General features: G+C 69.5%; 15 protein-coding genes. 11 read left to right on the top strand and 4 right to left on the bottom strand.

Annotated elements, in window-relative coordinates; all coding sequences use genetic code 11:
* Nucleotides 1–95 precede the first annotated feature (95 nt).
* Both IH48_RS0107220 and IH48_RS0107215 read left to right on the top strand, forming a co-directional pair.
* Nucleotides 96–575: a peroxiredoxin family protein gene (locus IH48_RS0107220; RefSeq protein ID WP_030900691.1), complete on the top strand. Its 480-nt coding sequence runs from the start codon at nucleotides 96–98 to the stop codon at nucleotides 573–575.
* A 36-nt stretch (nucleotides 576–611) separates the two neighbouring features.
* Nucleotides 612–989, top strand: coding sequence for a hypothetical protein (locus IH48_RS0107215; RefSeq protein WP_030900690.1), 378 nt, complete (start codon nucleotides 612–614; stop codon nucleotides 987–989).
* Between the two features lie 16 nt (nucleotides 990–1,005).
* On the opposite strand, the gene IH48_RS35725 is transcribed toward IH48_RS0107215, so the two are convergent.
* The 4 genes from IH48_RS35725 to IH48_RS0107195 form a co-directional block, all read right to left on the bottom strand.
* Nucleotides 1,006–1,263 (bottom strand): hypothetical protein, encoded by a 258-nt coding sequence (locus tag IH48_RS35725; RefSeq protein ID WP_030900687.1) that lies wholly within the window; start codon nucleotides 1,261–1,263, stop codon nucleotides 1,006–1,008.
* Nucleotides 1,264–1,376: 113 nt separating this feature from the next.
* The gene (locus IH48_RS0107205) at nucleotides 1,377–2,054 is read right to left on the bottom strand and encodes a response regulator transcription factor (RefSeq protein WP_030900684.1); all 678 of its coding nucleotides are present in this window, start codon (nucleotides 2,052–2,054) and stop codon (nucleotides 1,377–1,379) included.
* 42 nt (nucleotides 2,055–2,096) lie between these two features.
* On the bottom strand, nucleotides 2,097–3,287 hold the full coding sequence (locus IH48_RS0107200; RefSeq protein ID WP_030900682.1) for a sensor histidine kinase: 1,191 nt from the start codon (nucleotides 3,285–3,287) through the stop codon (nucleotides 2,097–2,099).
* Between the two features lie 77 nt (nucleotides 3,288–3,364).
* Nucleotides 3,365–5,560 (bottom strand): MMPL family transporter, encoded by a 2,196-nt coding sequence (locus tag IH48_RS0107195; protein ID WP_030900680.1) that lies wholly within the window; start codon nucleotides 5,558–5,560, stop codon nucleotides 3,365–3,367.
* A 285-nt stretch (nucleotides 5,561–5,845) separates the two neighbouring features.
* Here IH48_RS0107195 and IH48_RS0107190 point away from each other — a divergent pair, with 285 nt between their 5' ends.
* The 9 genes from IH48_RS0107190 to IH48_RS0107150 all read left to right on the top strand — a co-directional run bounded on the left by IH48_RS0107190 (nucleotide 5,846) and on the right by IH48_RS0107150 (nucleotide 16,149).
* Nucleotides 5,846–7,063: a cytochrome P450 gene (locus IH48_RS0107190; RefSeq protein ID WP_030900678.1), complete on the top strand. Its 1,218-nt coding sequence runs from the start codon at nucleotides 5,846–5,848 to the stop codon at nucleotides 7,061–7,063.
* Nucleotides 7,057–7,737 (top strand): TetR/AcrR family transcriptional regulator, encoded by a 681-nt coding sequence (locus IH48_RS0107185; RefSeq protein WP_030900675.1) that lies wholly within the window; start codon nucleotides 7,057–7,059, stop codon nucleotides 7,735–7,737. Before IH48_RS0107190 ends, IH48_RS0107185 begins: the two co-directional genes overlap by 7 nt.
* Nucleotides 7,734–7,934 (top strand): ferredoxin, encoded by a 201-nt coding sequence (locus IH48_RS0107180; RefSeq protein WP_030900673.1) that lies wholly within the window; start codon nucleotides 7,734–7,736, stop codon nucleotides 7,932–7,934. Before IH48_RS0107185 ends, IH48_RS0107180 begins: the two co-directional genes overlap by 4 nt.
* A gap of 145 nt (nucleotides 7,935–8,079) precedes the next feature.
* Nucleotides 8,080–9,015: a carbohydrate ABC transporter permease gene (locus IH48_RS0107175; protein WP_030900670.1), complete on the top strand. Its 936-nt coding sequence runs from the start codon at nucleotides 8,080–8,082 to the stop codon at nucleotides 9,013–9,015.
* A gap of 54 nt (nucleotides 9,016–9,069) precedes the next feature.
* Entirely contained in the window at nucleotides 9,070–9,960 is an 891-nt protein-coding gene (locus tag IH48_RS0107170) for a carbohydrate ABC transporter permease (RefSeq protein ID WP_051839386.1), read from the top strand.
* 30 nt (nucleotides 9,961–9,990) lie between these two features.
* Nucleotides 9,991–11,340 (top strand): ABC transporter substrate-binding protein, encoded by a 1,350-nt coding sequence (locus IH48_RS0107165; RefSeq protein WP_030900666.1) that lies wholly within the window; start codon nucleotides 9,991–9,993, stop codon nucleotides 11,338–11,340.
* Between the two features lie 239 nt (nucleotides 11,341–11,579).
* Nucleotides 11,580–12,572 carry a LacI family DNA-binding transcriptional regulator gene (locus tag IH48_RS0107160; RefSeq protein ID WP_030900664.1) on the top strand — a complete coding sequence of 331 codons (993 nt, stop codon included), beginning with the start codon at nucleotides 11,580–11,582 and terminating at the stop codon, nucleotides 12,570–12,572.
* A 128-nt stretch (nucleotides 12,573–12,700) separates the two neighbouring features.
* Entirely contained in the window at nucleotides 12,701–14,449 is a 1,749-nt protein-coding gene (locus IH48_RS0107155; RefSeq protein ID WP_030900662.1) for a glycoside hydrolase family 35 protein, read from the top strand.
* Nucleotides 14,450–15,006: 557 nt separating this feature from the next.
* Nucleotides 15,007–16,149 (top strand): copper resistance D family protein, encoded by a 1,143-nt coding sequence (locus tag IH48_RS0107150; protein ID WP_199809903.1) that lies wholly within the window; start codon nucleotides 15,007–15,009, stop codon nucleotides 16,147–16,149.
* The last annotated feature ends 34 nt before the right edge of the window (nucleotides 16,150–16,183 follow it).

Raw genomic sequence — 16,183 nt, 5'->3', positions numbered from 1 at the left:
GGCCGCCCGGTAAGACCCGGCGCGGGCGTGACGCACATGCAGACGGCACTCCATGGCGGAGTGCCGCAGTGCGGCGCAGGACGAGAGAGAACGCCATGACACTCCTGAACGCCGGGGCACGCTTCCCGGACCTCACCATCGCGACCGTGGACGGCGGGGAGGCCGACGTACGAGAGGAACTCGCCGGCCACTTCGGTGTGGTGCTGTTCAACCGCGGCTCGTGGTGCCCCTACTGCGTGGCGCAGCTGCGCGCGTTCCAGCGCCACCAGGCCAGGCTGACCGGGCGCGGCATCAAGACCATCTCGCTCTCCGTGGACGACGAGGCCACCGCCAAGGAACTGGTCGCCGAACACCACCTCACCTTCCCGGTGGGCCACAGCGCCGACGCCAGGGCCGTATCCCGGTCCACGGGCGCCTTCGTCAACGAGGACCCGCTGTACCTGCAGTCCACCGGGTTCGTCCTCGACCCGCAGGGCCGGGTCGTGGTCTCGGTCTACTCGAGCGGCGCGATCGGCCGGCTCGTCCCTGAGGACGTCCTGGGCATGGTCGACTACATCAAGGGCCACGCCGCCTGACCTGTACGGGGTTCGTCCGGCGCGTATCGTCCGCACATGGACACCGCCGGCGCACCCCGCGTCCTCGTCATCGGGCTCGATCCCTACCGGGTGCCAGGACCGTGGGATCCCGCGCCGGCGGCAGAGGCGATCGAGGAGGGACTGGCCGAGTTCGCCGAACACGGTGTGGGCGTGCGGACCTGCCTGATCGGCCTCGACGGCAGCGACGACGTGGCATCGGCCGTCGGTCAGGCGCTGCGGGCCCACACCTGGGAGTGCGTCACCGTCGGCGGCGGCCTGCGGCACTCGGACGACCAAGCCGAACTCCTCGAGCAGGTCGTCAACCTGATTCGGCGGCTCGCGCCCGGCGCTGCCATCGCGTTCAACACCACGCCGGCCACCACCTACAAGGCGGCCGCGCGCTGGATCGAGTGACGGCACAGGCGCCGCGTCAGTCCTTCTCGCCGTTCCCGCAGGAAAAGTCCACCCTCAGCCCGTAGGGCTCCTCCTCGCCTTGGAAGACCGTCCACGAGGTGTCGATCACGGTGATCTCCACGCTGTCGTAGCCCGCGAGCCATCGGGCGGCCTTTGCGAAGGGCTCCGTCGAATCCGCGCTGGTGAACAGCATCGAAGCCATCGGCTGGACCGGGTCGACATCCCGATCCAGGTCGCTCGGAACGAGCAGACACGTGTCCGGGTCGTGCTTCATGCGTACTCCTTCGCGTGCTGTGCCGGTGTCGCCGACGAGGACGCGGCCCGGCGGACGGGGATTGCCCGGGGACGGGGCTTGGCCGGTCCGGTAGGTGATGCGGTCGGCCGTGTTCACGCCCGTGTTTCTCCGGCACGGACAAGGCCGCTCTCATATGCGATGACGACGAGTTGGGCGCGGTCTCGTGCACCGAGTTTCGCCATGGCCCGGTTGGCGTGCGTCTTGACGGTGACAGGGGTGACGAAGAGCCGTTCGGCGATCTCGGCGTTGGACAGGCCGGTGGCCACGAGGATCATCACCTCGCGTTCCCGCGGGGTCAGGGTGGCGACTCGGCCGGGGTCGGTGAGCCCGCCGGGGGACGGCTGAGCGAGGAACCGGGCGATCAGTTTTTTGGTCGCGGCGGGGGAGAGCAGCGCCTCGTCCGCCGCGACGAGCCGGATGGCGTCGAGGAGTTGAGCGGGTTCGACGCCTTTGCCGAGGAAGCCGCTCGCGCCTGCCCGGAGCGCTTCGAGGATGAACTCGTCGACCTCGAAGGTGGTCAGGACGAGTACCTTCACTCCGGCCAGGTTCTCGTCCTGCCCGATGAGCCGGGTGGCCTCGATGCCGTCGACGTCGGGCATCCGGATGTCCATCACCACGACGTCGGCCTGCTCGGACCTGGCCAGCCGTACGGCTTCGTGGCCGTTGGACGCCTCAGCGACGACCTCCATGTCCGGTTGCGCGTCGATGAGCAGGCGGAAGGTGCCGCGCAGCAGGGCCTGGTCGTCGGCGAGCAGCACGTGAATCGTCATGGGCATTGCTCCCTTGGGTCCTGGAGGGCATCTGGAGCCCATTCAGCCGGATGTGGAGGCGGAGGCGGGCGCGAGGGAGAGCGGCAGTTCGGCGAAGACGCGGAAGCCGCCCTCGGCACAAGGCCCAGCGGTGACTGTCCCGCCGATGGCGGTGGCGCGCTCCCGCATGCCGATCAGGCCGTGTCCTGTGCCGGGCCCCTTCACCGTGTGGGGTCCGCCATCGTCCGTGATGGTGACACGCAGCGCCGTGGCACCGTAGTCCAGCGCCACGACGGCGTGCGCCGCACCGGCGTGCTTGTGGGTGTTGGTGAGGGACTCCTGGATGATCCGATAGGCCGTCAGTTCGATGGCGGCCGCCAGGGGGCGAAGGGCGCCCGTGCACATCAGGGTCACGGGTAGCCCCCCGGTGCGCATACTGCTGATCAGCGCGTCGAGGTCGGCCAGTCCCGGGGCGGGGGTCCGGGAGTCGGGGGCGTCGTCGGGCTGGCGCAGCAGGCCGACCGTGGCTCGCAGTTCGTCGAGGGCGGCTCGGCTGTTGTCCTTGATGTGGGCCAGGGCCTCGTAGGCCCGTTCGGGGTCGGTGCGCATAAGGTGGTGGGCGACTCCTGCCTGGGCGTTGACCAGTGCGATGTGGTGGGTGACGACGTCGTGGAGGTCCCGGGCGATGCGCACGCGTTCCTCGGTGACGCGGCGCCGGGCTTCCTCCTCCCGGGTGCGCTCGGCGTGTTCCGCGCGTGCCTCGACCTGTGCGAGGTGCCGGCGGCGGCTGCGGACGGCGTCGCCCAGGGCGGTGGCCGCGATCGCGAAGTCGAAGCGCAGCAGACCGGTCCCTACGAGGAGTGGCTCGTGGTGAGTAGCTGCGTAGACCCCGGTGATCGCGACGGAGGAGGTGACTCCGACGATCCAGCTGGTCCGCCGGCTGCTGTGGGTGGCGAGCGTGTACAGCGCGACGAGGCTCGCTGCCGGAGCCAAGGCGTGGTCCGGGGCGACGGCCATGCCGGTCAGGTCGATCGCGAGCGTGAGCAGGACGACGGGCAGCGGCCAGCGGCTCCGGAACACGAGGGGGACGCAGGACAGCGTCGTCCAGGCCGCACCCGCTGCCCGGGGCGCGTGCCAGCCGGAGTCCCCTGCGGCCGTCGCGGCCAGGGCGACGAGGATCAGCACCACGGCGGGGAGCGCGTCCCTGATCCGGTCATGACGGGCCAGGCACCCCCTCACCACTGTCACCTGCATCTCCCCAATGTACGGAGGGCGCGCCTGTGGCGTACCGGACCCTCCCCGGCCTGTCGCTGCCCGTGTGCGCGCCGCTCTCAGTCGGGCAGTCCTGTGGGCTGCGGCTCCCGCACCGGGTGCGGCAGGTGTGCCGGCTCGTCCGGCGTTCCTTCCACGGACACCAGCGGCAGCACCCTGTCCAGCCGCCGCGGCAGCCACCAGTTCGCCCGTCCGCACAGGTGCATGAGCGCGGGGACGAGGGCCATGCGGATCAGCAGGGCGTCGAGGGCGATGGCCACGGCGAGGCTGAGGCCGAATTCGGAGATCACCCGCATTCCGCCGAAGACGAAAGAACCGAACACGCAGAACATGATGGCGGCGGCCACCGCGATGACCTTGCCGGTCTCGGCCTGGCCGACCCGCACGGCCCGGTGGCTGTCCCGGGTGCGGGCCCATTCCTCACGCATCCGGCTGACGAGGAAGACCTGGTAGTCCATGGACAGACCGAACATGATCCCGACGACCAGCGTCGGCACGAATGACTCGATCGGACCAGCGGCGCCGAGCCCGAGGAGGGAAGCACCGAAACCGTACTGGAAGACGACGACGATCGCGCCGAAGGCCACCCCGATGCTGAGGATGTTCAGTACGGCGCCCACGGCCGGGATGAGCAGGCTGCGGAATGCGACGGTCAGCAGGAGGAAACCGAGTGCCGCGATCAGCACCACGAACAATGGCAGCTTGCTCATCAGCACTGACGCGAAGTCGTCATTGCTCGCCGTGGTGCCGCCGACGTACACCTTCAGCGACGTGCCCTGTTCCGCCTTCGGGATCACGTCGTCACGCAGGTGGCCGATCAGGTCGGAGGTGGCCGCGGACTGCGGGGAGGTCGCCGGGACAACGGTGATCACACCGACCGACTGGCCCTTCTCCATGGGCGCCGCGCCGGCACTGGCGACGCCGTCGACCTGACGCAGCGCCGTGACGAGTCGCGCCTCGGCCGTCTTGCCGGCGGCGCTGGGGGCCTGGGCGGCGAGGACGAGCGGGCCGTTGAACCCGGGCCCGAAACCTTCCGCGATCATGTCGTACGCCTGGCGGTTCGTCGACGTGGTGGGGAGGTTCCCGTCGTCGGAGGCGCCGAGGCGCAGCGACAGCGTCGGGAAGGCGAGCGCCGCCAGCACGACGAGCGCGATCATGCTGACGGCCCTGGGCCGGGCCTGTACCCGCCCTGCCCACCTGGCCCACAGGCCAGTCTTGGCGGCAGGACTGTCCGCGTGCCCGGCGAGCGCACGGCGCCGGCGGCGGCCGAGGACCCGTGGCCCGATCATTCCGAGCAGTGCGGGCAGCAGGGTGAGGGCGGCCAGCACGGTCAGGACGACGGTGACGGCCGCACCGATGGCCATGCCGTTGATGATGCCGATGTTCAGTGTGAGCATGCCGAGCAGGGCGATGACCACCGTCAGTCCGGCGAAGACCACGGCACGGCCGGAGGTGTTGAGCGACGTGGCGATCGACTCGGCCACGCCCATACCCGCCGTCAGGTTGGCGCGGTGCCGGTTGACGATGAACAGGGCGTAGTCGATGCCCACGCCGAGACCGATCAGCGAACCGAGGGTCAGCGTGGTGTCGGAGAGCGTGATGAGGTGGCTCAGCAGCATCACCGCGATCGCGGAGGTGCCGACGCCCACGACAGCCGTGATGATGGGCAGCACCGCCACCCACACCGCCCGGAAGGCGAGCAGCAGCACGACGAAGGCCAGGACGATGCCCATGGCGTCGGCGACGGCGTTCGGCTTCGGATTCACCGTGAACGCCTGCCCGTTCAGCGCCACGTGCAGCCTGGCCGACGCCGGCGCCGTCGCCAGTTCCTTGACGTGCTCGATCTGCGCGTCCGTCGCGCCACGGCCGAACGCGACCGTCGCGTACGCCGTCCTGCCATCCTTGCTGACCTGCGCCTTGCCGCTGCTCGTGTAGGGACTCGACACGGAGGCGACACCCGGGGCGTGAGCGATGCGCCCCAGCGCGTCGCTCGTCACCCGCTGGACCGCGGGTCCGGTGACCTTGGGGCCGCCTTCCACCTGCCAGACGACCCGGCCGCTCTTGCCCGACGCACCGCGGGAGGCGTGCTGGAGCAGGGCCGCGGCCCTGGCCGAGTCGGTGTTCTGCGAGGCCGGGCCGGAGCCGAACGCGCTGCCGGCCGCACTGGCCCCGGCCCCGAGGCCGATCAGGAGGGCGACCCAGACCAGGACGACGGCGAACCGGTGCCGGTGGCACCAGCGGGCGAGAGAGGACATCGACGAGCCTTTCGAGGGTGCGCCACATGATCGGGCCGACGATCCCGGCCCACTCTCACGCTCGCACCGCCGCGATCTCTCGTCGTTGGGCGATCGCAGGAGCTTTCCGCTGCTGCGATCGCGGTAGACGAGCCCGGCCGAGCAGCTCACAGGTGGTGGTCAGCACGTCGGGGCTCGCCGCCCAGCCCGGTGACGTAATTCAGTCGATTGACTTAACTCGCAGCCGGGTATTCACTGCTGGACGAGAACGATCCCTTGGTCCGGAGCGACCAGTGGAGGCATCGAGTGAGCCTCGTGAGCGATGATGCGAAGCCGTACCCGTTCAGGGCCCCGTCGCCCTTGGAGCCGGCCACCGAGTGGTCTGAACTGCGTCAGAAATGTCCCGTGGCGCGGGTCAGTCTGCCGAGCGGCGATGCGGCAGTGCTGGTCAGCCGTTACGAGGACGTGCGGAAGGCGCTTTCCGACCCGCGTTTCAGCCGTGAAGGGCTGACCCGGCCGGACGCGGCGCGGGTGTCGGCGGGGGACTCGGAGGGCGTCTTCAACAGCCCGATGGCGCGGACGCTCAACGACCAGGGACACGAGCGCTGGCGGCGGATGGTCGGCAGGTGGTTCACCGCGAGGCGGATGTCCGCCCTGAGACCGGACATGGAGGCCATGGCCGAGCAGCTCATCGACCGCATGGTGGGGAGCGGGCGTCCCGCCGACCTGGTCACGGGGCTGGCGTTCCCGCTGCCGGTGTACGTCATCTGCCGCATGCTCGGCGTGCCGGAGAGCGATCGGGACCGTTTCAAGGCCTGGTCCGACGCCTTCCTGAACACCACTCGGTACACCAAGGACGAAATGGCCGAGGCGCACCGGGAGTTCGCGGCGTACATGTCCGGGCTCATCGAGACCGAACGCGCGGCCCCGGGCGACGACCTGCTCAGCCTCCTGATGACCGGTGCGCACGGCGAGGGCGAGCCGATGCCTCAGGACGCTCTCGTGGCCACGGGTCAGGCGCTGCTGCTTGCGGGGCACGAGACCACCGCCGGTTTCATCGGGCTGATGGTGGCGCACCTGCTGTCCGACCGCAGGCGCTGGGAGCGGCTGCTCGCCGAACCGGCACTGGTCCGCCTGGCGGTCGAGGAGAGCCTGCGCTTCGACCCGAACGGCGCGAACTTCGGCATGCTGCGCTACGCCGACGAGGACGTGGAGCTTCCGGGCGGCACGGTGGCCGCAGGTACCACCGTCGTGTGCGCGATGACCGCTGCCAACCGTGATGAGCGCGCTTGGGAGTACGCGCACGAGATGGATCTCGGACGCACGCCCAACCCGCACCTCGCATTCGGTGCGGGCCCGCATTCCTGCCTGGGGCAGCCGCTGGCGCGCACCGAGATGCAGGCGGCGCTGAGCGTCCTGCTGAAGCGCCTGCCCGCCCTTGATCTCGCTGTCGGCACCGAGGAGTTGCGGGCCCACGAGGGCCTGCTCACCGCACCGCTGCGCGAACTGCCGGTGACATGGTGAACGCCACGAGGCCTTCCCTCACCGACCGCACGGCAGGGACCCGGGCGGCGATCATGGAGACGGCGGAGCGGCTGTTCGCGGAGCACGGCCTGTCCAACGTCTCCAGCCGGGGGATCGCCGAGGCTGCGGGCCAGCGGAACGTCACGGCCGTCAGCTACCACTTCGGCAGCAGGACCGAGCTGGTACGGGTGATCATGGAACGCCACGGTGAGCAGGCCGAACTCCTGCGGCGACGGCACCTGTCCCTGGTCGAGGGGAGCACCGGCATCCGGGACTGGGCGGGGTGCCTGGTCCGCCCGGCCACCGAGCACCTCGCCTCCCTCGGGGTGCCGTCGTGGAACGCGCGTTTCTCGGCCCAGGTGATGACCGACCCCACGATGCGCCTGATGATCTCCGAGGAAGCGGTGGCCCGTCCCTACCTCGCCCGCATCCTCGGCGGTCTCGGCGCTTGCCTCGAACACCTGCCGCGGCACGTCCGCGTGGCGCGCGGCGCCATGGCCAGGAACGTACTCATCCACACCTGCGCGGAGCGGGAGCGCGCCCTGGCGGAGGGCTCCGCCCCGCTGCACGGCTCGTGGGACGCGACCGCCGATGAGCTCACCGACGCGATCGTCGGCCTGCTGAGCGCACCGACCACCACATCAGGGACGCGAGGGCGGAGCAACCGAGCATGAAGGTCACTGTCGATCAGGAAAAGTGCTGCGGTGCCGGTCAGTGTGTGCTGATCGCGCCCGAGGTCTTCGACCAGCGTGACGAAGACGGCATCGTCGTTCTGCTGGACGCCGAGCCCCCGGCGGACCGGCATGCCGCCGTGCGGGAATCCGCCGGCGTGTGCCCGGCGAGCGCGATCGACCTCGGCGGGGCCGGGTGAGCCGCCTTACGCGCCGGCGCCCTCCGCACACGGATTGACGACATCTTGGTGTGTCCGAAGTCTTGTCAGAGAGGCGATGGTTGCGCAACCATCGGCGGGCGGCGACGGAAATGATCGTCCGCCTGACGACTTCAGAGGATGCAACATGGCCACTGGCGCACCCGCCGCAGGAGGGAGGGGAGCCGTTTCCGCCCGTTCCCGCCCGAGGGGACCCGGGCGGAGCAGGCGCTGGATCGGCTGGGGGTTCGTCGCCCCGTTCGCCGTCGTCTTCGCGCTGGTCTTCCTCGCGCCGATCGGCTACTCGATCTACCTGAGTCTGTACCGGGACCAGTTGATCGGCGGCAACCACTTCGTCGGTCTTGACAACTATTTGCAGGCGCTGCACGACCATGAGTTCTGGTCGGGCCTTGGCCGCGTCGGACTGTTCCTGGTGGTCCAGGTGCCGGTCATGCTCGGGATCGCTCTGCTCGCGGCACTGGCGCTGGACAGCGGGAGGCTGTACGGGCGCAACTTCTTCCGTATCTCGATCTTTCTGCCCTACGCGGTGCCGGCCGTGGTCGCCACGCTCATGTGGGGCTTCATGTACGGCAAGCGGTTCGGCCTGGTGGCGAGCATCAACGAGCACCTGCACACCTCGATCCCGGACCCGCTGAGCCCGCACTGGGTGCTGGTGAGCATCGGCAACGTCGTCACCTGGGAGTTCGTCGGCTACAACATGCTCATCTTCTACGCCGCGCTGCGCGTGATCCCCTCCGCGCTGTACGAGGCGGCGGAGATCGACGGCGCCGGGCAGTGGCGGATCATCCGCTCGATCAAGATCCCGGCGATCCGCGGCGCCCTGGTGATCGCCACCGTGTTCTCCATCATCGGCAGCTTCCAGCTGTTCAACGAACCCAGCATCCTGAAGAGCCTCGCACCGAACGCGATCACCACTTACTTCACCCCGAACCTCTACACCTATTCCCTGTCCTTCGGTGGCCGGCAGCACAACTACGCCGCCACGGTCGCCATCCTCATGGGCATCGTCACCATGATCGTCGCCTACGCCGTCCAGCTGCGCGGTATGCGCAAGGAGAAGTGAGCCGTGGCCACCGACACCACCACGACGGAACGCCCCCAGCGGCCCCGGTCCGCGGTGCGCCCCCTGCGCCGCACACCGCGCCGGAGCGGCTACTCCGCCGACCGGCCGCGCCGCAGCATCCTCCTGACTGTGCTCACCGCGCTGATGGTGGTGTACACGCTGATCCCACTGGCGTGGTTGTTCATCAACGCCACCAAGACACAGCCGAAGCTGCTCGACTCCTTCGGCCTGTGGTTCAGCGGCCACTTCGCACTGTGGGACAACGTCCACCGGACCATCGTCCACGACCACCACATCTTCCTGCGCTGGCTGCTCAACACACTGCTGTACGTGGTGGCCGGCGCCGGCGGAGCGACGTGCCTGGCGGTCCTGGGCGGCTACGGGCTGGCGAAGTTCGCATTCCCGGGCAGGCGTGCGGTGTTCGCCGTCGTGATCGGCGCCGTCGCGGTGCCCGGCGCGGCGCTGGCAGTGCCCACGTTCCTCATGTTCAGCAAGCTCGGCCTGACCGACACCCCTTGGGCGGTCATCGTCCCCTCGCTGATCTCCCCGTTCGGCCTCTACCTGATGTGGGTGTTCGCCGCCGAGGCGATCCCCGACGAACTGCTGGAGGCCGCCCGTGTGGACGGCTCCGGGGAACTGCGCACCTTCTTCCGGATCGCCTTGCCGCTGCTGGCCCCCGGCATCGTCACCGTGCTGCTGTTCACCGTGGTCGCCACGTGGAACAACTACTTCCTGCCACTGATCATGATCAAGAACCCGCACTGGTACCCGCTCACCATCGGGCTGAACTCCTGGAACCAGCAGGCCGCGACCGCCGGCGGCCGGCCCGTCTTCAACCTGGTGATCACCGGCTCCCTGCTGACGATCATCCCGCTCGTCGCGGCCTTCCTGCTGCTGCAGCGCTACTGGCAGTCGGGCCTGGCGGCCGGAAGCGTCAAGGAGTGACCCCTCATCACGCACAACGGAGTGAGACTCATGAGAAACCCGACACTCTCCCGGTGTGTCCGGGCCGTGGCTGTGCTCTGCGCGGCCTCCTTCGGCCTGGCCGCCTGCGGCTCCTCCGGAGGCTCCGGATCCGGATCCGGCGGTGACAAGACGTCCGCCTCGGAGGTCCGGTCGGCCTTGGCCAAGGGCGGTTCGATCACCGTGTGGGCATGGGAGCCCACCCTCAAGCAGGTGGTCGCCGACTTCCGGAAGAAGTACCCCAAGGTGCACGTCAACCTGGTCAACGCCGGTACTGGCAACGACCAGTACACCGCACTCCAGAACGCCGTCCAGGCCGGTAAGGGCGTCCCCGACGTCGCGCAGATCGAGTACTACGCGCTCGGCCAGTTCGCGCTGTCGAAGTCCCTCACCGACCTGAGCGGCTACGGCGCGAAGAGCCTGAAGAAGACGTACTCGACCGGCCCGTGGAACTCGGTGAACATCAACGGCGGTGTCTACGCCCTGCCGATGGATTCCGGCCCGATGGCGCTGTTCTACAACAAGAAGGTCTTCGACAAGTACAAGCTGCCGGTGCCCACCACCTGGGAGCAGTACCTGGACGACGCACGCAAGCTGCACAAGGCCGACCCGAAGGCGTACATCACCAGCGACACCGGTGATGCCGGCATGACCACCAGCCTGATCTGGCAGGCCGGCGGCAAGCCGTACAAGGTCAACGGCACGGACGTCTCCGTCGACTTCGCCACCGACCCCGGCACCGCCGCATACACCAAGGTCTGGCAGCAGCTCATCTCCGAGCACCTGGTCTCCCCGATCAGCGGCTGGAGCGACCAGTGGTACAAGGGGCTGGGAGACGGCACCATCGCCACACTGGCCACCGGAGCCTGGATGCCGGCCAACTTCGCCTCCGGCGTCAAGGACGCCTCCGGCGACTGGCGGGTGGCACCGCTGCCGCAGTGGCACTCCGGCTCCCGGGCCAGCGCGGAGAACGGCGGCAGCTCGCTCGCGGTGATGAAGGCCGGCACCAAGAAGGACCTCGCCTATGCCTTCGTCCAGTACGCCGACCAAGGCGCAGGCGTCCGGGCCAGGATCAAGGGAGGTGCCTTCCCCGCGACCACCGCGGACCTGAACTCTCCCTCGTTCCAGAACGAGGCGTTTGCGTACTTCGGCGGCCAGCAGGCCAACAAGATCTTCGCCCAGTCCGCCAAGAACGTGCTGCCCGGCTGGTCCTACCTGCCTTACCAGGTCTACGCCAACTCCGTGTTCAACGACTCCGTCGGCAAGGCGTACACCTCGGGGACACCGCTGGCCTCGGCACTGAAGACGTGGCAGGACAAGTCGATCGCCTACGGCAAGGAACAGGGATTCCAGGTGAAGTGACGGATGCCGCTTCCGGCCGATGCGGCCCACCGCACCAGGCGGGCACGTACCGGCGCGGGCCGTACCGACGGTCCATCCGCGGCAGCGTCCCTACACTGTGACATCGGCCATCGTCAGGCCCCGGGCCAGCGGGTGAAGGTGCAGGAAAGCAAGTGACCGACAGCGAAACAGCCGATCAGGCGGCCGGGTCGCCCAAAGGCGGCGGAAGAGCCCCCGCCGGGCGACGCCGCAGCGTCTCGATGACGGATGTGGCCAAACTCGCCGGAGTCTCCGCGCAGACCGTCTCTCGGGTCTCGAACGGTTCTCCTGGCGTGGTGGAGACCACCCGGGCGCAGGTACTGGCCGCGATGAAGGAACTCGGCTACCGGCCGAACTCCGCTGCCCGGGCTCTGAAGAGCGGCCGGTTCCACACTCTCGGCGTCATCCTGTTCAACATCTCCACCACCGGTAACACGCGCACGCTGGAGGCCATCGCCACGTCGGCCGCCCAAGAGGGATACGCCATCACCCTCCTGCCAGTCGCGGTGCCGACCCAGGACAGCGTCCGGGGCGCCTTCACCCGTATGGGGGAGCTTGCCGTGGACGGCGTCATCATCCTCATGGAGGCCCACCTGCTGGACGCCTCCACGGTCACGCTGCCGCCGCGCACACACGTCGTCGTCGCGGACTCGAACGCCGGCGACCGCTACCGCGTCGTCGACACCGACCAGATCGGCGGCGCGCGTGCCGCCGTCCGGCATCTGCTGGAACTCGGGCACGACACTGTCTGGCACGTCGCCGGACCGGCCGACTCCTACTCCGCCGAGCGCCGGGTCGACGCCTGGCGCACCGCGCTGAGGTCCAGGCGGCGGGAGGTCCCCGAACCTCTCCGCGGCGACTGGACCGCGGACTCCGGATACCGTGCCGGCCTGCGGCTCGCCCAGGAACCGGGCTGCACCGCTGTCTTCGTCGCCAACGACCAGATGGCCCTCGGCGTCCTGCGCGCACTGCATGAACAAGGACGCACGGTTCCTGGGGAGGTCAGCGTGGTGGGGTTCGACGACCTCCCGGAGGCCGCGTCCTTCCTGCCGCCGTTGACGACCATCCACCAGGACTTCTCCGAAGTCGGACGTCGCTGCGTCGAAGAACTCCTCGCACAGATACGCAGTGACGAGGCGGGGACCGGAACGACGCTCGTGCCCACCCGGCTCGTCGCCCGCGCCAGCACCGCACCGCCCCCCGACACCGAGTGACGACCCGGGCCGGGCAACGGCCGGCCCCGGCCGCGAAGGTGACGCCACCCTGGCCCTGTGCAACGGCCATGAGAATGATTGCGCAACCATCCCTGTTTCGACGACGCTCCCGGAAGGAGCAGGACCCCATGCCCCAGCTGCGGATCGAACCCGACGGTTTCCGGCTCGACGGAGACCCCTTCCGCATCATCTCCGGCGGTCTGCACTACTTCCGCGTCCACCCCGCGCAGTGGGCCGACCGGCTGCACAAGGCCCGGCTCATGGGCCTGAACACCATCGACACCTACATACCGTGGAACCTGCACCAGCCCGAGCGAGGCCGGCTCCAACTCGACGGCCCGGTCGACCTGCCCCGCTTCCTCGGCCTCGCCGCCCAGGAGGGACTGCACGTGCTGCTGCGCCCGGGGCCGTACATCTGCGCCGAATGGGAAGGCGGCGGGCTTCCCTCCTGGCTGCTGGCGGAGCCGGGCATCGAGTTGCGCAGCAACGACCCGCGCTACATGGCCGCCGTCGAGGCGTACTTCGACGCCCTTCTGCCCGCCGTGAGGCCGTTCCTGGCCACCAACGGCGGCCCGGTGATCGCCGTCCAGGTGGAAAACGAATACGGAGCCTTCGGCGACGACACCAGCCACATGCGCCGTATAGCGAGCCTGCTCACCGCAGGCGGCGTCGACGTCCCCTTGTTCACCTGCGACCAGCCGGCCGACCTGGCCCGCGGCAGCCTGCCCGGAGCGCTCGCGGCCGTCAACTTCGGCAGCCGAGCCGCCGCCGGCGTCGCGGCCCTGCGCGAACAGCAGCCCGAGGGGCCGCTGATGGTGGCCGAATTCTGGAACGGCTGGTTCGACCGCTGGGGCGGGCTGCACGTCCTGCGCGACGCCGCGGACGCCGCGGCGCAACTCGATGCCGTTCTGGGCGCGGGTGCCAGCGTCAACCTCTACATGTTCCACGGTGGGACCAACTTCGGCTTCACCAACGGCGCCAACGACAAGCACACCTACCGCCCCGTCGTCACCTCCTACGATTACGACGCGCCCCTGGACGAGGCAGGCGACCCCACGGCCAAGTTCGACGCCTTCCGAGAGGTCATCGCCCGCCACGCCCCCGTGCCCGACGAGCCGGTGCCGCTGCCGTCGAAAAAGCTCAGCATCCTCGGCATTGCCCTGGACCGCAGCGCGCCCCTGCTCGGCAGCGCTCCCCTGCTCGGCGAGGCGGTCACCGCTGCCCGCCCCAGGACCATGGAGGAACTCGGCCAGGACTTCGGCTTCGTGCTCTACGGGACACAGGCGCCCGAGGCCGGGCCCGCCCACCTGCGCGTCGACGACGTGCATGACCGTGCCCAGGTCTTCATCGACGGGCAGCCGGTCGGCGTCCTCGAACGGGAAAGCCACCACAGGGCGCTCACCTTCACCGTGCCGCGCCCCGGCGCCCGGTTGGAGGTGCTGGTGGAGAACCAGGGAAGGATCAACTACGGTCGCGGGATCCACGATCGCAAGGGCCTCTTGGGCGAGGTCCACCTCAATGGCCGGGCGCCCGGCAACTGGACCAGCCGCCCGCTCCGGCTGACATCCCCGGAGGCCCTGGACTTCTCACCCACGGCTGCCCCGCCGGTCGGCCCGGCCTTCTACCGTGGCCTGTTCGACGTCGAGACCCCTGCCGACTCCTACCTGGATCTCGCGGGATGGACCAAGGGCAACGCCTGGGTCAACGGCTTCCCTCTCGGCCGTTATTGGTCCCGGGGCCCGCAGCGCTCCCTCTACGTTCCGGCGCCGATCATACGTGCGGGTTCCAACGAGATCGTGGTGCTGGAACTCCACGCCACCGTCCGGCCCGCGGTGGCCCTGCGCGACACACCGGATCTGGGCCCCGAGGAGGAGTGAGAGCGCGTCACCGCGTCGGGCACGTTCGCCTCGATGTGACACGGGAGAGCCGTCGCGGCAGACATGTCGCGACGGCGAGGACCGCGGAGCCGGGCCTGCCGCGTTGCAGGGCCGGAAGACGCCCTGGCCCTGGTCCTCGGGCCTTCCCTCGGCACGACGTGGCGCACGTCGCAGAACCCTTCCAGGACGGTCGACACAGTCCAGGTAAAGCGAATGGTTGCGGGTGGGCGGCGCTCGGTCTGCTCCACTCCGTTCGTCACAAGACACAAGAAAACGGTCCGGCGCGTACGAACCTGCGCCCAGGCGGCGGCCGTTGGCCGACCACCGGGCCGGGCAGATCATCGGGCCCGTCGCGTCCGTTGCCGGCGACGCTGCGAACCAGCTACCGGCGGGCGGCCACCCCTTGTTGACCTAGATAGTTAGGTATGCCTAACCTAACTCGACGACGGTACGACATTCAACGAGACGGGCGGTCGATCGTGCTTCGTGTTGAGGATTTGCCCCACCATCAGTCGGTTCTCGTGGCGTCGGCGCCATCAACTCCCCTCGGTCCGTTCGTGGACAGTGCCGTCGCCTGGGCGACCTGGATCACGCTCATGGGCTTCGTCGGCCTCGCCGCGCTCGCGCTCGTCGTCACGGGTCCCGCGGCGCGTCGCGTCGGGCGGGAGACGCCGGCCGCGGTGATGGTGAGGCTGTTCAGATGCGCTGCCGTGCTCGGCGTTCTCGCCGTACCCGCCGTGCTGACCGGTCTTGCCCATGACGCGTCGGGAAGCGGCGGGTACGACTACGCTGCGGCCTGGAACGCGCTCTACGACGGCAGCAACGCAGGCCGGCTGTCCGGCCTCGAAGTGACGCTGATCCTGGCCGGTGCCGTGCTGGCGGTCCCGCTCTGCATCCGCAAGGTGGCAGTCGGCCCGGCCGGGTCGTGGCTGGCCGCGGCCGGCCTCGGCGCGGGTGCGGTCGCGCTGGGTGCCACCAAGTTCCCGGACGCCGTGCCCGAGGACTGGGGCCGTGCCGGCTTCGAGACCCTGATGTGGATGCTGCACCTCCTCGGTGGCGCCGTATGGCTCGGCGGCCTGGCCGGCCTCGCCCTGCTCGCGCTCCCCGGTGCGGTCGCGCCCGCGGACCGCGGGGTGTTCTGGTCGGCATCGATACGGCGCTTCTCCGCCGCCGCCATGAGCTGCGTCGCCGCGATCACACTGTCCGGGCTCTTCCTCTACTGGGAGCATGTGGACGGCCCCACGCAGCTGTTCACGACGATGTACGGGCGGGTGCTCGGTGTGAAGATCCTCATCTTCGGTGTTCTGCTGCTGCTCGGGGTCTTCAACCAGTTCTGGCTGCACCCGCGGGTCGACGCCCTGCGTGCGGCGGGGGACGACCGGCCGCTGCACAGGATCCTCGTCCGCCGGTTCCCGGCCGTGGTCGGCATCGAGGTGGTGCTCGGCGCGGCCGTGCTCTTCGTCGCCCCCTTCCTGCATGGCTCGGCCCGCAACCAGGCGTTCCAGGCGAACGCCGCGGGTGCCACCGGTTCGCTCGCCGACCTGCCGAAGATCGCGCCCAAGGCGGTTCACGCGTCCACCTGGTTCTGGGGCACGACCGAGACGATCGTCGTGATCGCCTTCATGGTCGCCGGCTACTGGTTCTCTGGAGTGCTGGCCCGCCGTCGCGCCGCCGTGGCACCCGCCCTGACCACCGGCTGATCCGGCCGGCCGGCACCCGGCTGTTCCGCTATTG

Origin of the sequence: Streptomyces sp. NRRL F-5126, assembly GCF_000721265.1 — a bacterium.
GTDB lineage: Bacteria > Actinomycetota > Actinomycetes > Streptomycetales > Streptomycetaceae > Streptomyces.
This window is presented reverse-complemented; position numbering and strand designations above follow the sequence as displayed.